The following is a 16,239-nucleotide window of genomic DNA, read 5'->3' on the forward strand; positions in this document are numbered from 1 at the left end:
TAATTGGCAAAAGCAAATGTTCTCTATCCAGGTCAAACAATTGGTATTTTAGGCGAAGGTCCAAGCACACCCGTTTTATTGATGACCGCAAAAAGAATGGGCTTTAATATCGGAATGTATAGTTCAAATGAAGATAGTAAAGCAATGCAACTTGCCGATTATAAATATATCGGGCCAATCGATGATAAACAGACGTTGAAGATGTTTGCGGAGCGTTGTGACGTTGTGATGTATGATAACGACTTCATTGATTCGGACATTATCCGCTACATTTCGGAATTTACGTCAGTTCCTCAAAGCGACGGCTTGCTGGATATCATTCAAGACCGATTGATTGAGCGGAGCTTTTTTGAAACGTTGAATATCAACATGGTGCCTTATTCAACGATCGTCACTCTAGAGGACATTTACCAAGCAATTAATTCTATCGGTTATCCAGCAATTTTAAAGCCAATTCAGCGGGGCCTGTTGAACGGCAAAGAATTGTTAATTAAGAATCAAGCTGATATTGTCCTGGCTTCTGGCTTTCTGGATGCTGGTACCTATATTCTTGAGTCGTACGTTGAGCACGATATCGATTATTCTGTCATTGTGACCCGGACCGAAGCAGGGGACCAAGAAATTTTCCCGGTTGTGGAAGTTGTATATAAGAATAATCAGTTGATGACAGCATTTACTGCTTCCAAGCTAGACCCTAGCGTTGAGAAGGAAATGAAACGCATTACAAAAGAGATCACGAATAATCTGGATTACGTTGGCACTGTCGAAGTGAGTTTATTCTTAGCAAAAAGTGGGTCAATTTATGTGAGTCGGGTGGCGCCATTATTGAGCCCAGCCGGATTCGTGTTTGATTATGCAGCTAATGTGAACGAGTTTGAACAACATATTCGTGCAATTGTTGGCTTACCACTGGCAAAAATAATTACTGCTACGCCGACGGTTTACCAAACCATCAGAAAAAAGGATTATCAGCGGATCAAAACGCAATGGGTCATAAAAGGAAACTGGCACTTTACAATTTACGATAATCAGGTAAGCGATGATGATCAAGCAGTCGGAAATGTCTTAATCCCTACTCAATCGTTGCCAGACACACTGATGCAGTTGGAAGCAACCGGAATTTGGCCCGATATTGATTATAAAGATAAGTATTTAAAAAAATAACTGGGTGTTCTAATTAATTTATCAAAACAATCAAAAGAATCAATTGTTCCGAACCTTTGGAATGGTTGATTCTTTCACTTCTAAACACTCATTTATTGATGTTTATGAATGATTTAAGCTAGGAGCAAAAGCTGGTATTTTTTGGTATAATTGACAGGATAAATGTGAGAGGATGAAATTTTTAGTGGCTGAAGAAAATTTATTAGACGGTTTAAATAAGGATCAAAAGGATGCAGTTGTCCATACCGAAGGACCAGTGTTAATTATGGCGGGGGCTGGTAGTGGCAAGACTCGAGTTTTGACCCACCGGATTGCGTACATAATTGAACATAATCATGTGATGCCATGGCATATTTTGGCAATCACTTTTACAAACAAAGCTGCTAAAGAAATGCGTGAGCGGGTTGCTAAGCTGTTGGATGACAGTGGCAATGATGTATGGGTTTCAACATTTCACGCCCTCTGTGTGCGGATTTTACGGCGTAACATTGATCTGTTAGGGTACAATCGGGCGTTCACGATTGCTGATACCAGTGAGCAACGAACCCTTGTGAAACGAGTATTAAGGGACTTGAACATCGATCCCAAAAAATTTGACCCGCGTTCCATTCTGTCATCGATCTCAAATGCTAAAAATGATTTATTGACACCAAAACAGTATAAAGCTCAGGCAGTGAGTGCATTTGATCAGATTGTGGCTGATGTATATGAACGCTACCAGGCTGAGTTACGTCAAAATGAATCATTGGACTTTGATGACTTAATTATGATTACCATTCAGTTATTTGAGCAACATCAGGATGTTTTGGAATATTATCAGGATAAATTTCACTATATTCATGTCGATGAATATCAGGATACCAATGAGGCACAGTATAAGCTGGTGAACACGTTAGCCCAGAAGAATCAGAATATTTGTGTTGTTGGGGATGCTGACCAAAGTATTTATGGTTGGCGGGGTGCCAATATGCAAAATATTTTGGACTTCAAGAAGGACTATCCTAATGCTCACGTGACGTTGTTGGAGCAGAATTATCGCTCAACCAAAACGGTGCTGGATGCTGCTAACTCAGTCATTGCTCACAATGATAATCGAGCCGACAAAAATCTTTGGACTGAAAATGAAAAGGGCGACCAAATTTCATATTATCGTGGTCAAACCGAAAATGATGAGGCCCGCTACGTTGTGGCTAAGATTCAAGAGGAAATGAAAAAGCCAAAGCACAACTATGGCAGCTTTGCGATTTTGTATCGAACCAATGCTCAGTCTCGAGTGATTGAAGAAACGCTCCTTAAATCCAACATCCCTTACACGATGGTTGGGGGCCATAAATTCTATGACCGAAAAGAAATTCGAGATATTTTGTCATATTTGACGTTGTTGGGTAACCCTAACGACTCCATGAGTTTCGAACGGGTGATTAACGAACCTAAGCGAGGAATCGGCGTTACCAGCATTGAAAAGTTACGGCTCTTCGCCAATGACCACGGGTGGAGCCTATTAGATGCAGCCAAGAGTGTGGATCTGGCAAATGAAATTTCATCTCGGGCGAAAAACTCAATTGCCGCATTCGAACAAATGATCAGTCAGATTTATGCCAAAATGGATCAGCTGTCCATTACCGAATTAACAGAAGAACTGTTGGATAAGAGTGGTTACCTGAGTACCTTAAAGGCCTCGAAATCACTTGAAGCTCAAACTCGGCTTGAAAACTTGGAAGAATTTATTTCAGTTACTCAAAAATATGATGAAGCCAACTCAGAAGAAACCGGTCAAGATAACTTGGTCAACTTTCTCAGTGATTTAGCGTTAGTTTCTGATCAGGATGATCTGGAAGATGATAATTCTCAAGTGACTTTAATGACATTGCATGCGGCCAAAGGGTTGGAATTCCCAGTTGTCTTTTTGATGGGGATGGAGGAAGGGCTTTTCCCACTTGCCAGAGCGGCTGCAGATGAATCTGAGCTCCAAGAAGAACGGCGGCTGGCATACGTTGGCATTACCCGGGCTAAGGAAAAGCTCTATATCACTAATGCCTACTCCAGAATGCTTTATGGTCGCCGACAGAATAATCCGGAATCCAGATTTGTGAATGAAATTAAGCCCGAATTAATTCATTACGACAATCAACAGCAGTCCGAAACGCCATTGACCACGCCATTTGACCGGCGAACTCGGCGGGCAACCGCAACCACTTACCACCGTCCAGATCAGATAGTTGAAAAGCCTAAGGGAACTGGTGCTGATAGGAAAGCTTGGGAAGTTGGTGACAAAGTTTCCCACAAAGCCTGGGGAACCGGCACGGTTGTTAAGGTTTCTGGAACTGGCGAGGACATGGAATTAGATATTGCCTTTCAGGAACAGGGAATTAAGCGATTATTAGCTGCTTTTGCCCCAATCAAAAAACAGGAATAGCTATTAGAAATTAAATAACAGAAGGTGTTATCGTGGCTCTTGAAAAAATCAGTGAGCAACAGGCCGCAGAAGAAGCAGCCAATCTTCGAGCAAAACTAAATAAATGGTCCGATGAATATTACACCTACGATTCTCCCAGCGTTGAGGATTCTGTCTATGATCAAACTTATGAACGGTTGGTTGAACTGGAAAAGCAATTTCCCAACATTGTAACGCCGGATTCGCCGACCCAAAAAGTTGGTGATCACACACTACCCGGATTTACAAAAGTGCCCCATGAGATTCCAATGCTTTCACTTGGGGACGTTTTCTCAAAAGGTGAGCTCGGGGATTTTGTTGACCGCCTGACGGACTCTGATTCCGTGCCGTTTAATTACAATTGCGAATTGAAAATTGATGGTTTGGCAATTTCATTGCGATATGAAAATGGAATTTTGGTTCAGGGTTCAACTCGTGGGAATGGGCAGATCGGAGAAGATATTACGCGAAATTTAAAGACGATCAAATCGATTCCACGTAAGCTTACGCGGCCAATCAATATCGAGGTTCGTGGTGAATGTTACATGCCCAAGTCTTCATTTGCTTCATTGAATGAGGAACGGCAGAATAATGGTCTTGAACCATTTGCCAACCCAAGGAACGCGGCTGCTGGTAGTTTGCGACAACTGGATCCTAGGGTAACTGCTCGCCGGAAATTGAGCACATTTATGTATAACGTTGCGGATTATGATGACCTGGAAACGGATACTCAAAGTGGTCTGCTGGAAGAATTAAAGGCATTGGGTTTTACGATCAATCCCACGTACCGGGTTGCTCATTCAATGAATGCGATTGATGCCTATGTTGATCAATATCAGCAACTTCGCGACGGACTTCCATACGGAATTGATGGGATTGTCATTAAAGTCAATTCACTGCCACTTCAACGGTCTTTGGGTGCAACAGTAAAGGTCCCTCGTTGGGCAATTGCGTTCAAGTTCCCACCTGAAGAAGTCCAAACGGTTGTCCGAGAAATTGTCTGGACAGTTGGACGTACGGGGGTAGTGACCCCAACTGCAGTGATGGATCCCGTGACCTTAGCAGGATCGACAGTTGGTCGGGCTTCCTTACATAATCCCGATTATCTACAGGAGAAGGATATCCGCGTCGGCGATACTGTTAAGCTCCATAAGGCTGGCGATATTATTCCTGAGATTTCGCAATATATTGCTGAAAAGCGGCCCAAAGAAAGCCAGCCTTACTCAATCCCGACTAAGTGTCCATCGTGTGGCTCCGAGTTGGTTCATTTAGATGAAGAAGTTGCATTGCGGTGCATTAATCCCAAGTGTCCCGCTCAACTTCAGGAAGGGTTAACCCATTTTGCTTCGCGGGACGCCATGAATATCGACGGCCTTGGTCCAAAGATCATTGCTCAGTTATTTGATAAGCATATGTTAAATGATGTTGCTGGGTTATATGAACTGACTTTTGACCAATTGTTGACTTTGGATAAATTTGGTGAAAAATCTGCGGGTAATCTTCTTGCAGCCATTGAGAACAGCCGGGGCAATTCTTGTGAACGACTGCTCTATGGTTTAGGAATTCGCCATGTTGGGATTAAGGCAGCTCGTTTAATTTCACAGCGTTTTAAAAATATTGATAAATTGATGGCTGCTTCCGCGCAAGAGATTGCGGAAATTGATACAATGGGAATGATCATTGCTGACAGTGTCGTGACCTATTTTTCAATGCCGGAGTCAAAAGAGCTGATTCAACAGCTGAAACAGGTTGGGGTAAATATGGACTATCTCGGTGTGAGTGATGAACAGCTGGTCCAGAGCGGTTCCTTCTTTACTGGAAAGAAGTTTGTATTAACTGGTAAACTTCAAGAAATCACCCGTCCTGATGCCACTCAATGGCTTGAAGACCATGGTGCCACCGTTAGCGGCTCTGTATCAAAGAAAACTGATATCGTGGTTGTTGGTGAAGATCCTGGCAGTAAATATGATAAAGCCAAAAATCTAGGAATTGAAACGTGGGATGAAGCCTACTTCCGTGAGGCGATGGCAAATGAGAAGTAACAGTGGAGGAGAATCAATGTTAAAAAAAGCAATTGTTGGCATCTCGATTATCCTATCCGGGTTCATGTTAGCGGCGTGTGGCAGTGTTGATAATCTGTCAAGTGACACCAACAGCTCGAATGGTTCAAAGACCAAGACGCAATTAACCGGTCAAACCAACGATAATTATTATCAAGGGGTCATCAAAAATGGTCGTTACCGGACCAGTAAATCAAGGGGCGTTAGCGTGTCCCAAGAATCCAACCAATTTAATATCAAGGGATTTGAGAATGGCTTGCTGAATATTTCCAAGAAGGAATTTTCAACTAAAAAGTATGTTTTCCAAGAAGGCCAGTACCTTTCAACTGACCAGGTGGAAAATTGGCTGGATCGCAAATCCAAATCGAACCCAACCGGCCTTAATCCCGAAAAAGTCAAATCCACCACGCCGACTGGGCGGACACCCATTTACCTTTCCCAAATTGATGAACAGGACTTTATGGTTCAAAATGGGAAGTCACTCAAGTTATCCGCGATGACCGTTGGCTTGGCGATTAACTCGGTGGATTATTACAAGAAGACTCAATATGGGCCGACATATCAGACCAACATCTCCAATGCCGAGGTTAAAAAGCATGGCAAGGCAATTGCTAACCAAGTCCTTCAAAGATTGCGGAAGAAGAAGGCCTTGAAGAACATTCCGATCATTATTGCGCTTTATAAGTCGGCATCTGATGATAGTCTCGTTGGCGGGAACTTCTTTGCCTATTCCCTGAATGACGATTCGGAGACGAAGATTAGCAAGTGGACAAAAGTAAACCAAAAGAATTATGTCTTTCCACTCCAATCAAACAAAAAGGGTCCCAGCACCAACGATGAAGATTCTTTTGATAATTTCAAATCAACCATTCAAGGATTCTTCCCGAACCTGAGTGGGGTGACTGCTCAGGCTCAGTACACCGACGGCTCGTTGAGTGGCATGAATGTCAATATTACCACCCAATTTTACAGCCAGACTGAAATTATTAGTTTCACTCAGTACATTCAAGGAGCCGCCCAGAAATACTTGCCGGCCAACGCACCAATTGACATTACGGTTCAGTCGACGGAGGGTATCCAAAGTTTCTTGAGCCGAAAAGCCAACGAGAAGAAGTTTTCAGCTCATATTTTCAATAGTTATTAATTTTACAAAAATGATGGTCGTTATATGGTAAAATTATTGTTGTGATTAAATTAAGTAATTCAGAAGAGAGAAGGATTTCGATGACTGAAAAGATCTCTGAAGATCAAGTGAAACACGTTGCTGGCCTAGCAAAGCTCAAGATTGACGATGACCAGTTACCATATTTTACAACCCAATTAGATAAGATTATCGGTTTATTTGAAACACTCAGTGAAGTTGATACCGAGGGTGTCGAACCGACAAGTAGTGTCACTGACCAAGTTAATGTTATGAGAGAAGACGTTGCCGAAGATTGGCACCAACAACAAGCATTATTGGATAATGCCCCTGATACTCAGGATGGCTACATTCGAACTCCTACGATTATCGATGAAAGTGGGGAAAATGAGTAATGAATTATTTCAACGAATCCTTAACCAGTATCCACGAGAAATTAGTCACCAAAGAAATCTCCGCTAAAGATCTGACCCAAGAAACCTTGAACAATATCCAAGCAGTTGATGGTGAGATTAAGGCGTTCTTAACGGTTGATGAAGCTAGTGCCGTAAAAGACGCTGAACAAATCGATCAGAATGGGATTGATGCTGATAACGGCTTGTCTGGTATTCCTGTTGCCATCAAGGATAATATGTTGACTAAAGGGATGAAGACGACAGCTGCTTCCAAAATTTTGGAAAACTTCACGCCAATGTTTGATGCAACTGCTGTTGAAAAGCTCAAGAGCTTTGGCACGGTGACATTAGGAAAGACTAACATGGATGAATTTGCAATGGGGGGTTCAACTGAGAACTCTGCCTTCAAAGTCACACACAATCCATGGGACACGACCAAAGTGCCTGGTGGTTCATCAGGTGGCTCAGCTGCCGCGGTTGCCGCTGGTGAAGTTCTGGTGGCGCTTGGATCTGATACGGGTGGTTCAATTCGCCAACCAGCCTCGTTTAACGGAGTGGTTGGAATGAAGCCAACCTATGGCCGGGTTTCTCGTTGGGGCTTAATTGCCTTTGGTTCAAGTTTGGATCAAATCGGCCCAATTACTCGAAATGTTCAGGACAACGCGACCGTTTTGAACGCAATTGCGGGTCATGACCAACATGATTTAACTTCATCAACTAAGGAAGTTCCTGATTTTACCAGCACCTTGAATAACGGTGTTAAGGGGATGAGAATTGGAATTCCAACTGAATTCATGTCCCAAGGACTTGATGATGATGTGAAGCAAACAGTATTGGACGCTGCCGATGAATTTAGAAAACTCGGGGCCACTGTTGAAGAAGTTTCGTTACCTCATACTAAGTATGGGGTTGCGGCTTATTACATTATTTCCTCATCTGAAGCATCTTCAAACCTTCAGCGATTTGATGGCATTCGTTACGGTCGTCGGGCTAAAGATGTTAAGAACCTCGAGGATCTCTATGTAAAGTCGCGGTCTGAAGGATTTGGCGATGAAGTTAAACGCCGAATTATGTTAGGAACTTTCTCGTTGTCTGCCGGCTTCTATGACGCCTACTTTAAGAAAGCTGCTCAGGTTCGGACATTGATGAACAATGATTTTGCCAAAGTATTCAAAGACTTTGATTTGATCTTGGCACCAACTGCCCCAACCCCGGCATATGGCATCGGTGAAGATGTTTCTGATCCAATGACAATGTATATGAACGATGTGTTGACATTGCCAGTGAACTTGGCTGGTCTGCCAGGAATGTCGATCCCAGCTGGTTTTTCAAATGGCTTGCCAGTAGGTGTTCAACTAATCGGTCGACCATATGATGAACTAAGCGTTTATCAAGCTGGGAATGCTTTCGAACAAGATACTGACTTTAATCAGCAAACACCAAAGATGGGAGGAACTAACTAATGAATTTTCAAACAACAATTGGGCTTGAAGTGCACGTTGAGTTAAAAACGAACTCCAAAATTTTTAGTCCTTCTCCCGTAGAATTTGGTGATACGCCAAATGCCAACACTAACGTGATTGACTGGGGTTATCCTGGTGTCTTGCCAACCACTAACAAAGGGGTTGTTCATGACGGCATTATGGCCGGATTAGCGCTACATGCTCAAATCGAACCCAAGCCTCATTTCGACCGAAAGAACTACTTTTATCCTGATAACCCAAAGGCTTACCAGATTACCCAATCCGAAACGCCCATTGCCCATGACGGCTGGGTTGAAATCGAAGTAGATGGTAAAAAGAAGAAAATCGGGATTGCTGAGATGCATATCGAAGAGGATGCGGGGAAGAATACCCATGCTGTTGAACATTCTTATGTCGACTTAAACCGTCAGGGAACCCCACTAATTGAAATTGTTTCCAAGCCTGATATTGAATCTCCAGATGAAGCATATGCTTATCTGGAACAATTACGGCAAATTGTTCAGTTTACCGGCATTTCTGATGTCAAAATGGAAGAAGGTTCCATGCGGGTTGATACCAACATTTCGATCAGACCACTTGGCCAGAAGGAATATGGTACCAAAGTTGAAATGAAGAACATTAACTCATTTAACTACGTCCGTAAGAGTCTGGAATACGAGGAGCAACGTCAACAACGGGTGTTGATGTCTGGTGGCGTGATCCAACAAGAAACTCGTCGATTTGATGAAACGACGGGTAAAACCGAGTTGATGCGGGTTAAGGAAGGTTCCGATGATTATCGTTACTTCCCAGAACCAGACCTACCAGTTTTGGAAATTTCCCAAGATTGGATTGACCAAATCAATAAGGAACTTCCAGAGCCACCTGCCAAGCGTCGTGAGCATTACGTCAATGAATTAGGCATTACAGACTACGATGCAATGGTTATTACCCAGACCAAAGAAATGTCTGATTTCTACGATGCCATGATTAAGGCTGGGGCCGATGCAAAGCTGGCTGCCAACTATCTACAAGGTGACGTTAATGCCTACCTAAATGATAATCAGGTTGACCTTCAAAACACCAAGATTACCCCTGACCATCTTGCAACGATGGTTAAACTGATCACCGATGGTACAATTTCGTCGAAGATGGCCAAAAAAGTCTTCAAAGCCATTACCAAGGGAGACGATCCCAAGGCATTCGTTGAAGAAAAGGGCATGGTTCAATTATCAGATCCCGCTAAGCTCCAACCAATCGTAGACGATGTTGTGGCAGCCAACCCACAATCTGTTGAAGATTTTCATAATGGTAAAGATCGTGCAATCGGTTTCTTAGTTGGTCAGATCATGAAACAAACTCATGGCAAAGCTAACCCTCAAGTTGTAAACAAAATGTTGAAAGAATCAATGAGTAAATAGGAAAGTCAGGATTATTATGCGAAAACGGGCAAGAGTCATCTATAACCCAACTTCTGGAAGAGAAATCCTCAAGCAGAAGATGGTGGATATTTTGGATGTGTTTGAACAGGCTGGTTATGAAACCAGTGCATACGCCACCACTGCTGCTAAGGATTCCGCCAAAAATGAAGCTCGCCGAGCCGCTGAAGAAGGGTTCGAGTTAATTGTTGCGGCTGGTGGAGACGGAACGATCAATGAGGTTGTCAATGGGATTGCCCCATTGAAGAAACGACCAAAGATGGCGATCATCCCTGCCGGTACAACGAATGATTATGCCCGTGCTTTGCATATTCCCCGTGAGGATCCAGTTGAAGCCGCCAAGATGGTATTTAAGAAGCAAACCATTCACATGGATATTGGCAAAGCTGGCGATAATTACTTCATTAACATTGCCGCTGGTGGCTTACTAACTGAACTGACTTACGATGTGCCTTCAGATTTAAAAACGATTTTTGGTTATTTAGCCTATTTGGTCAAAGGTGCCGAATTATTGCCGCGAATTAAACCCATCCAGATGGATTTGAAATATGATGGCGGCGAATTTAAAGGCAAAGCATCTATGTTTTTCCTCGCCTTAACCAATTCGGTCGGTGGGTTTGAACAAATTGTTCCAGATGCATTGCTGGATGATGGTAAGTTCACGTTAATCATTGTTAAAACCAGCAACCTGGTGGAAATTCTTCATTTGGCTTCTAAAGTTTTGAATGGTGGTAAGCACGTGGACGATCCCCGGATCATTTACAAGAAGGTCCGTAAAGTGACGGCTAAGCCAGTTAATGATCGCATGCAGATTAACTTGGATGGCGAATATGGTGGCGATGCGCCAATGACGTTCGTTGATTTGAAACAACACATTGAAATTTTTGCGAATACTGATGAAATTCCTGATCGAGCGTACACCGATGAAATCGATCGAATTCGTGAAGCTGAAAAGAACTTCGTCAAAGGCGTTGACAAACTGCCTGATAAGGAATAGTTTTATATGATGTTTATGAATTGCGTTACGATGTTGTCGTTTCGCAATTTTTGTTTCTACGCAAATAAAGGTGAATAAATGAAAAGAACTGCTCCAGTATTAAAAAATGAAAATTATGATGTTGATATTACCGATTTGACTTATCAAGGCATGGGGGTTGCCAAAATTGACGACTTCCCAATCTTCATTGAAGATGCATTGCCGACTGAAAACGTGACAATGAAGGTTATTAAGGTCAAGAAAAACTTTGCATTTGGGAAAGTTATTAAGATCAATCAAAAGAGTGCTGACCGAGTCGAGTCGGTTGATAAGGCATATACGCAAACCGGCATTGCCCCACTACAACATCTCAAATATGATGCGCAACTTGAATTCAAGCGTCATCAAATTGAAGAAGATTTCAAGAAATTGAAGCTTGATGTGCAAGTTGACCCAACAATTGGCATGGATAAGCCTTATGAATATCGTAACAAGGCTCAAATCCCGGTTCGTTTAATCAATGGTCAATTGCAAACAGGATTTTATCGCAAACATTCCCATGATCTCGTCCCAATCGAGGACTTTTATATTCAAGATCCTGAGATTGATAAGGCGATCGTCGTAGTTCGTGATATTTTACGCAAGTATCGGATTAAGCCTTACGATGAACGAGTAAACGGCGGAGTTATCCGAAACGTGATGGTTCGTCGCGGGCATTATTCTCATGAAATGATGATTGTGCTCATTACCAGAACCGAAAAATTGCCAAGTAACAAGGAAATTGTTGCTGATATCACTAAGGCATTGCCAGAAGTTAAGAGCATTGTCCAAAATGTGAATCCGAAAAAGACCAATGCATTGATGGGTAAGGAGAATAAAGTCTTGGCAGGGCAAAGTACGATTGAGGACACCCTGCTTGGACTCAAATTTGAAATTTCTGCTAATTCGTTCTATCAAGTTAACCCAGTCCAAACCGAAAAATTATATGATTTGGCCACCAAAAAAGCGGATTTATCCGCTGACGATACGGTTATCGATGCTTATTGTGGGATTGGGACAATTTCACTTTCAATGGCCCGAGTCGCCAAAAAAGTATACGGGGTTGAAATTGTTCCCGAAGCCGTTGAAGACGCTAAAAAGAACGCCAAAGTTAACGGAATCAATAATGTGAAATTCGTTGCGGGTTACGCCGAAGATCAAATGGCAAAATGGCAAGAAGACGGCCTGAAGCCTGATGTGATTGTGGTTGATCCGCCACGTAAAGGGTTAGATGGCACGTTGATTGACAGTGTTGTTAAGATGCAACCGAAACGAGTTGTGTACGTATCGTGCAACCCAGCAACTCTTGCAAGGGATGTCAAGTTATTTAATGAACAAGGCTATCAAGTAAACCAGCCAATCCAACCTGTTGATCAATTTCCGCAAACGGTGCATATTGAATCAATTACGGTTTTAACAAAATAGATGTGTGACGATCACGTTTGAATGTGTCCCTATAAAAGATTCTCCAAAATTTTGAATTTTGAGGGGATCTTTTTTGATGCGTGATTTCTAATCGTGGGCGCTTGTGTAACGGTCGAAACCGCATTTTAGTAATGGCGTGGAAAATGGGGTAAAGATGACGGCTGATTCTAACAAGGCAATCACAACCAAACGTGTCAAAATAACGAGCCCGTTCGATTTTGGGAACCGTTTCCAATCACTTTTTGGAGAAATCTTTCAACTTTTTTGAAAAAAGGCGGTAATTCCTATTACCATGCCCATTCAACGCCATTTGTAAGCCGCTTGTTAACTGAATAGTAATAGTTGACCCGAGCCTTATAATATCAGTCGTTACGCCTAACCAATTTAGTCTAGGCTTCAAATTTGCATTTGGTCTATATGTTTGAAACAAGTCCATATCTTTGTTATGCTTTTTAAAGTAAATCTTTTAGCGACAGGCACAAACCTATTAGGAAGTGCCTTTTTTAATTTCTTAGATCGTTAATACGAAACATTGATAAGGAGGGGCACATGACAGCAAAATTAGAAGTGCGACATCTTACCAAGATTTTTGGCCGCCGGATTCCCCGGGCCGAAGAATTATTAAAAGCAGGTAAGTCAAAAGCTGAGATTTTAAAATCAGCAGGTGCCACAGTTGGTGTGAACGACGCCAATTTTGAAGTGAACGATGGTGAAATTTTTGTCATCATGGGACTATCTGGAAGTGGTAAATCAACGATGATTCGGATGATTAACCGATTGATTGAACCCACATCCGGTGAAGTCCTCATCGATGGTGAAAATTTAACCTCACTCAATAAAAAACAATTGTTGGATGTTCGCCGGAACAAAATGAGCATGGTTTTCCAAAACTTTGCGTTGTTTCCAAATCGGACCATCATCGATAACACCGCCTATGGATTGGAAATTAAGGGTGTTGATAAAGATGAGCGTTTGAAAAAGTCTCATGATGCACTGGAATTAGTTGGCCTTCACGGTTACGACAATCAGTATCCTACTCAATTGTCAGGCGGGATGCAGCAACGGGTTGGCCTTGCCAGAGCCCTTGCTAATAACTCGGAGATTCTATTGATGGATGAGGCCTTTTCAGCTTTAGATCCATTGAATAGAAAAGATATGCAGGACGAGTTGTTGGATCTTCAAGAAAACCTGCACAAAACGATTGTATTTATTTCTCATGACTTGAACGAAGCGCTGCGAATTGGCGATCGAATCATGATCATGAAAGACGGCGAAATTGTTCAAATTGGTACGCCGGAAGAAATTCTGACGCAACCAGCGGACGATTACGTTGAGAGATTTATTGAAGATGTCGATCGGACGAAGGTTTTGACCGCTTCTAATGTCATGATCCGACCGACATTCGTTAACATTGACAAAGATGGACCGCGGATTGCAATGCGGCGGATGGTTGAAAATGAGATTTCGTCCGTTTATGTCGTGAACAATCAACGTGAATTTATTGGGGTAGTTGACGCCAGTCACGTGATGAGCTTAATCAAGAAGAAGGAACGTAAGCTTGATTCAGTCATTCAAAAGAACGTGCCAACAACTTCTCCAGATACCCCAATCACGGATATCATGGATACCATTTCTTCAACGCCAATCCCTTATGCAGTGGTTGACGATCAAAATCATCTGTTAGGAATCATCATTAGAGGTGCCGTTCTTGGCGCAATTTCTGGAAATGAGGTGGGCGAAGATGAATAACATTCCTCAATTACCTGTTTCAAGTTGGATTGACAAATTTGTTGACTGGTTGGCGAGCTTTGAAGGGTTCTTCAACGCTGTTACCAACTTCATTGGCGGCATTATCAACGGATTTCAATGGATCTTTGATCTGTTGCCAATTTGGTTGTTCATGCTGCTGGTTGTTGGCTGTACGTACTGGTTGAACCGAAAAACCAAGCACTGGACATTAATTGGCTTCGAAATCGTTGGTTTACTTTACATTTGGAATCAAGGCTTCTGGCGTGATATGACTCAGACGTTGACATTGGTTCTAACTTCAAGCTTGATTGCCCTAGTTATTGGAGTTCCACTTGGAATTTGGATGGGTAAATCAAAGGTCTTTGAAACCATTAACAAGCCAATTCTTGATTTTATGCAGACGATGCCAGCCTTTGTCTATTTGATCCCCGCAGTTGCCTTCTTTGGAATTGGAATGGTTCCCGGAGTCATTGCTTCGGTGATCTTTGCAATGCCGCCAACGATTCGGATGACCAACTTAGGAATCCGCCAAGTGCCGGCTGACTTAATTGAAGCTGCCGATTCATATGGCTCAACTTCTTGGCAAAAGCTCTTCAAGGTTCAGTTACCATTAGCAAAATCAACGTTAATGGCTGGTGTCAACCAAAGTATGATGCTTTCGCTTTCGATGGTTGTGATCGCGTCAATGATTGGGGCTATGGGACTTGGAAACAAAGTCTACTTTGCCGTGGGCCGAAATGACGCTGGTGGTGGTTTCGCCGCCGGGCTAGCAATCGTTATTTTAGCGATCATTTTGGATCGAATTACGCAGGCAATTAATCGTAGCAAGATCCCTAAGTCATAGAAGGGGGTTCATATGAAAAAAAGAAATCGCAAATTAATCCTTTTCCTCTCACTCACGTTTTCTGTCGTGTTGTTGTCGGCTTGTTCAAGCAAGGTTGCGAAATATAACCCCAACGAAAGTCTTGGCAAACAGATTAATTATACGATCACCGGAATTGAAGCCGGGGCTGGTGAAATGACAACCACTCAAAAGGCGATGAAGGCATATGGACTGACGAATTCTAAGTGGCAATTGCAAACCAGTTCAACTGCTGCCATGACAAGTACACTAGCTAAATCGGTTAAGAACCATCAGCCGATCGTTGTGACAAGTTGGACGCCCCACTGGATGATTAATAAATTCCATTTGAAGTTCCTGAAGGATCCTAAAAACATTTATGGAAAGTCGGAAGACATCCATACGATTGTCCGTAAAGGGCTGAAAAAAGACAAGCCGGAAGCCTATGAGATGTTGAACAGATTTAACTGGAAACCAGATCAAATGGCAGACATCATGTTAAAAGTGAACAATGGCGAAAATCCTAAGACGGCAACCGTCAAATGGATGAAGCAGAATCAGCAACAAGTCAATTCCTGGACCAAAGGCATTAAACACGTTCACGGTCAATCGATCAAGTTGACCTATGTTGCGTGGGATTCAGAAATTGCCTCCACAAATTTAGTTGCCAATGTATTGAGATCTCTTGGTTATAAAGTTGAAATCCAAGCAATGGAGCTTCAACCCTTATGGGCTTCAATTGCAACCAACGCGGCTGACGGCATGGTCTGTGCCTGGTTGCCTAACACCCAAGGATTGTATTACAAGGATTATAAAGGCAAGTTTGACGACCTTGGAACCAATTTAAAGGGTGCCAAAGTTGGGTTAGCCGTTCCTTCTTATATGAAGAATATTAATTCGATTGAAGATTTGAAAAACTAAAGTGGATTAATTGGAACCGTTTAAAATCAAAGGATCATCTAAAGTCGAAATCCCCAGTGTGAATTTATCCATGAGGAAATCGAATAGCTAAACGCTCTAAGAGGTTGAAACGCAAATGAGGTGTACCCCAAAAGTTAAAGTAAATATTTGCTTGTCTTTCCTAGGCGGCACGGAGTCGATAGCTTATCGGCG

The 16,239-nt window shown here is 42.5% G+C and carries 12 protein-coding genes; all 12 read left to right on the forward strand.

Features of this window, described 5'->3' with window-relative positions; genetic code table 11:
• Positions 1-3 precede the first annotated feature (3 nt).
• The 12 genes from QUF07_RS05160 (at position 4) to QUF07_RS05215 (ending at position 16,047) form a co-directional block, all read left to right on the forward strand.
• Positions 4-1,164 carry an ATP-grasp domain-containing protein gene (locus QUF07_RS05160; protein ID WP_217341661.1) on the forward strand — a complete coding sequence of 387 codons (1,161 nt, stop codon included), beginning with the start codon at positions 4-6 and terminating at the stop codon, positions 1,162-1,164.
• Positions 1,165-1,348: 184 nt separating this feature from the next.
• Complete coding sequence (gene pcrA / locus QUF07_RS05165; protein ID WP_289426920.1) at positions 1,349-3,580, forward strand: DNA helicase PcrA; 2,232 nt, start codon at positions 1,349-1,351, stop codon at positions 3,578-3,580.
• Positions 3,581-3,612: 32 nt separating this feature from the next.
• The gene (ligA, locus tag QUF07_RS05170) at positions 3,613-5,640 is read left to right on the forward strand and encodes an NAD-dependent DNA ligase LigA (protein ID WP_289426921.1); all 2,028 of its coding nucleotides are present in this window, start codon (positions 3,613-3,615) and stop codon (positions 5,638-5,640) included.
• Positions 5,641-5,656: 16 nt separating this feature from the next.
• Positions 5,657-6,802, forward strand: coding sequence for a CamS family sex pheromone protein (locus QUF07_RS05175; protein ID WP_217341663.1), 1,146 nt, complete (start codon positions 5,657-5,659; stop codon positions 6,800-6,802).
• A gap of 80 nt (positions 6,803-6,882) precedes the next feature.
• Positions 6,883-7,194, forward strand: coding sequence for an Asp-tRNA(Asn)/Glu-tRNA(Gln) amidotransferase subunit GatC (gene gatC / locus QUF07_RS05180; protein ID WP_054747155.1), 312 nt, complete (start codon positions 6,883-6,885; stop codon positions 7,192-7,194).
• The gene (gene gatA, locus QUF07_RS05185; protein ID WP_289426922.1) at positions 7,194-8,657 is read left to right on the forward strand and encodes an Asp-tRNA(Asn)/Glu-tRNA(Gln) amidotransferase subunit GatA; all 1,464 of its coding nucleotides are present in this window, start codon (positions 7,194-7,196) and stop codon (positions 8,655-8,657) included. Before gatC ends, gatA begins: the two co-directional genes overlap by 1 nt.
• The gene (gene gatB, locus QUF07_RS05190) at positions 8,657-10,078 is read left to right on the forward strand and encodes an Asp-tRNA(Asn)/Glu-tRNA(Gln) amidotransferase subunit GatB (RefSeq protein ID WP_289426923.1); all 1,422 of its coding nucleotides are present in this window, start codon (positions 8,657-8,659) and stop codon (positions 10,076-10,078) included. The genes gatA and gatB overlap by 1 nt, the downstream gene beginning before the upstream one ends.
• Positions 10,079-10,094: 16 nt before the next feature.
• Positions 10,095-11,093 (forward strand): diacylglycerol kinase, encoded by a 999-nt coding sequence (locus QUF07_RS05195; RefSeq protein ID WP_217163026.1) that lies wholly within the window; start codon positions 10,095-10,097, stop codon positions 11,091-11,093.
• Positions 11,094-11,171: 78 nt separating this feature from the next.
• Positions 11,172-12,536 carry a 23S rRNA (uracil(1939)-C(5))-methyltransferase RlmD gene (gene rlmD / locus QUF07_RS05200; RefSeq protein WP_217163023.1) on the forward strand — a complete coding sequence of 455 codons (1,365 nt, stop codon included), beginning with the start codon at positions 11,172-11,174 and terminating at the stop codon, positions 12,534-12,536.
• Between the two features lie 549 nt (positions 12,537-13,085).
• A complete protein-coding gene (locus QUF07_RS05205) occupies positions 13,086-14,285 on the forward strand; it encodes a quaternary amine ABC transporter ATP-binding protein (protein WP_289426924.1) in 1,200 nt (399 codons plus the stop codon).
• Positions 14,278-15,129: an ABC transporter permease gene (locus QUF07_RS05210; RefSeq protein WP_056983191.1), complete on the forward strand. Its 852-nt coding sequence runs from the start codon at positions 14,278-14,280 to the stop codon at positions 15,127-15,129. Before QUF07_RS05205 ends, QUF07_RS05210 begins: the two co-directional genes overlap by 8 nt.
• Positions 15,130-15,141: 12 nt before the next feature.
• Positions 15,142-16,047 (forward strand): glycine betaine ABC transporter substrate-binding protein, encoded by a 906-nt coding sequence (locus tag QUF07_RS05215; RefSeq protein ID WP_217163019.1) that lies wholly within the window; start codon positions 15,142-15,144, stop codon positions 16,045-16,047.
• Positions 16,048-16,239 lie beyond the last annotated feature (192 nt).

The sequence above is a fragment of the Lentilactobacillus sp. TOM.63 genome, assembly GCF_030361045.1.
Lineage (GTDB): Bacteria > Bacillota > Bacilli > Lactobacillales > Lactobacillaceae > Lentilactobacillus > Lentilactobacillus dabitei.

Excerpts from the sequence above, each read along its gene's own strand:
- QUF07_RS05175 (WP_217341663.1), top strand. The coding sequence starts at position 5,657 with ATGTTAAAAAAAGCAATTGTTGGCATCTCGATTATCCTATCCGGGTTC.
- gatC (WP_054747155.1), top strand. The coding sequence starts at position 6,883 with ATGACTGAAAAGATCTCTGAAGATCAAGTGAAACACGTTGCTGGCCTA.
- gatA (WP_289426922.1), top strand. The coding sequence starts at position 7,194 with ATGAATTATTTCAACGAATCCTTAACCAGTATCCACGAGAAATTAGTC.
- gatB (WP_289426923.1), top strand. The coding sequence starts at position 8,657 with ATGAATTTTCAAACAACAATTGGGCTTGAAGTGCACGTTGAGTTAAAA.
- QUF07_RS05195 (WP_217163026.1), top strand. The coding sequence starts at position 10,095 with ATGCGAAAACGGGCAAGAGTCATCTATAACCCAACTTCTGGAAGAGAA.
- rlmD (WP_217163023.1), top strand. The coding sequence starts at position 11,172 with ATGAAAAGAACTGCTCCAGTATTAAAAAATGAAAATTATGATGTTGAT.
- QUF07_RS05205 (WP_289426924.1), top strand. The coding sequence starts at position 13,086 with ATGACAGCAAAATTAGAAGTGCGACATCTTACCAAGATTTTTGGCCGC.
- QUF07_RS05210 (WP_056983191.1), top strand. The coding sequence starts at position 14,278 with ATGAATAACATTCCTCAATTACCTGTTTCAAGTTGGATTGACAAATTT.
- QUF07_RS05215 (WP_217163019.1), top strand. The coding sequence starts at position 15,142 with ATGAAAAAAAGAAATCGCAAATTAATCCTTTTCCTCTCACTCACGTTT.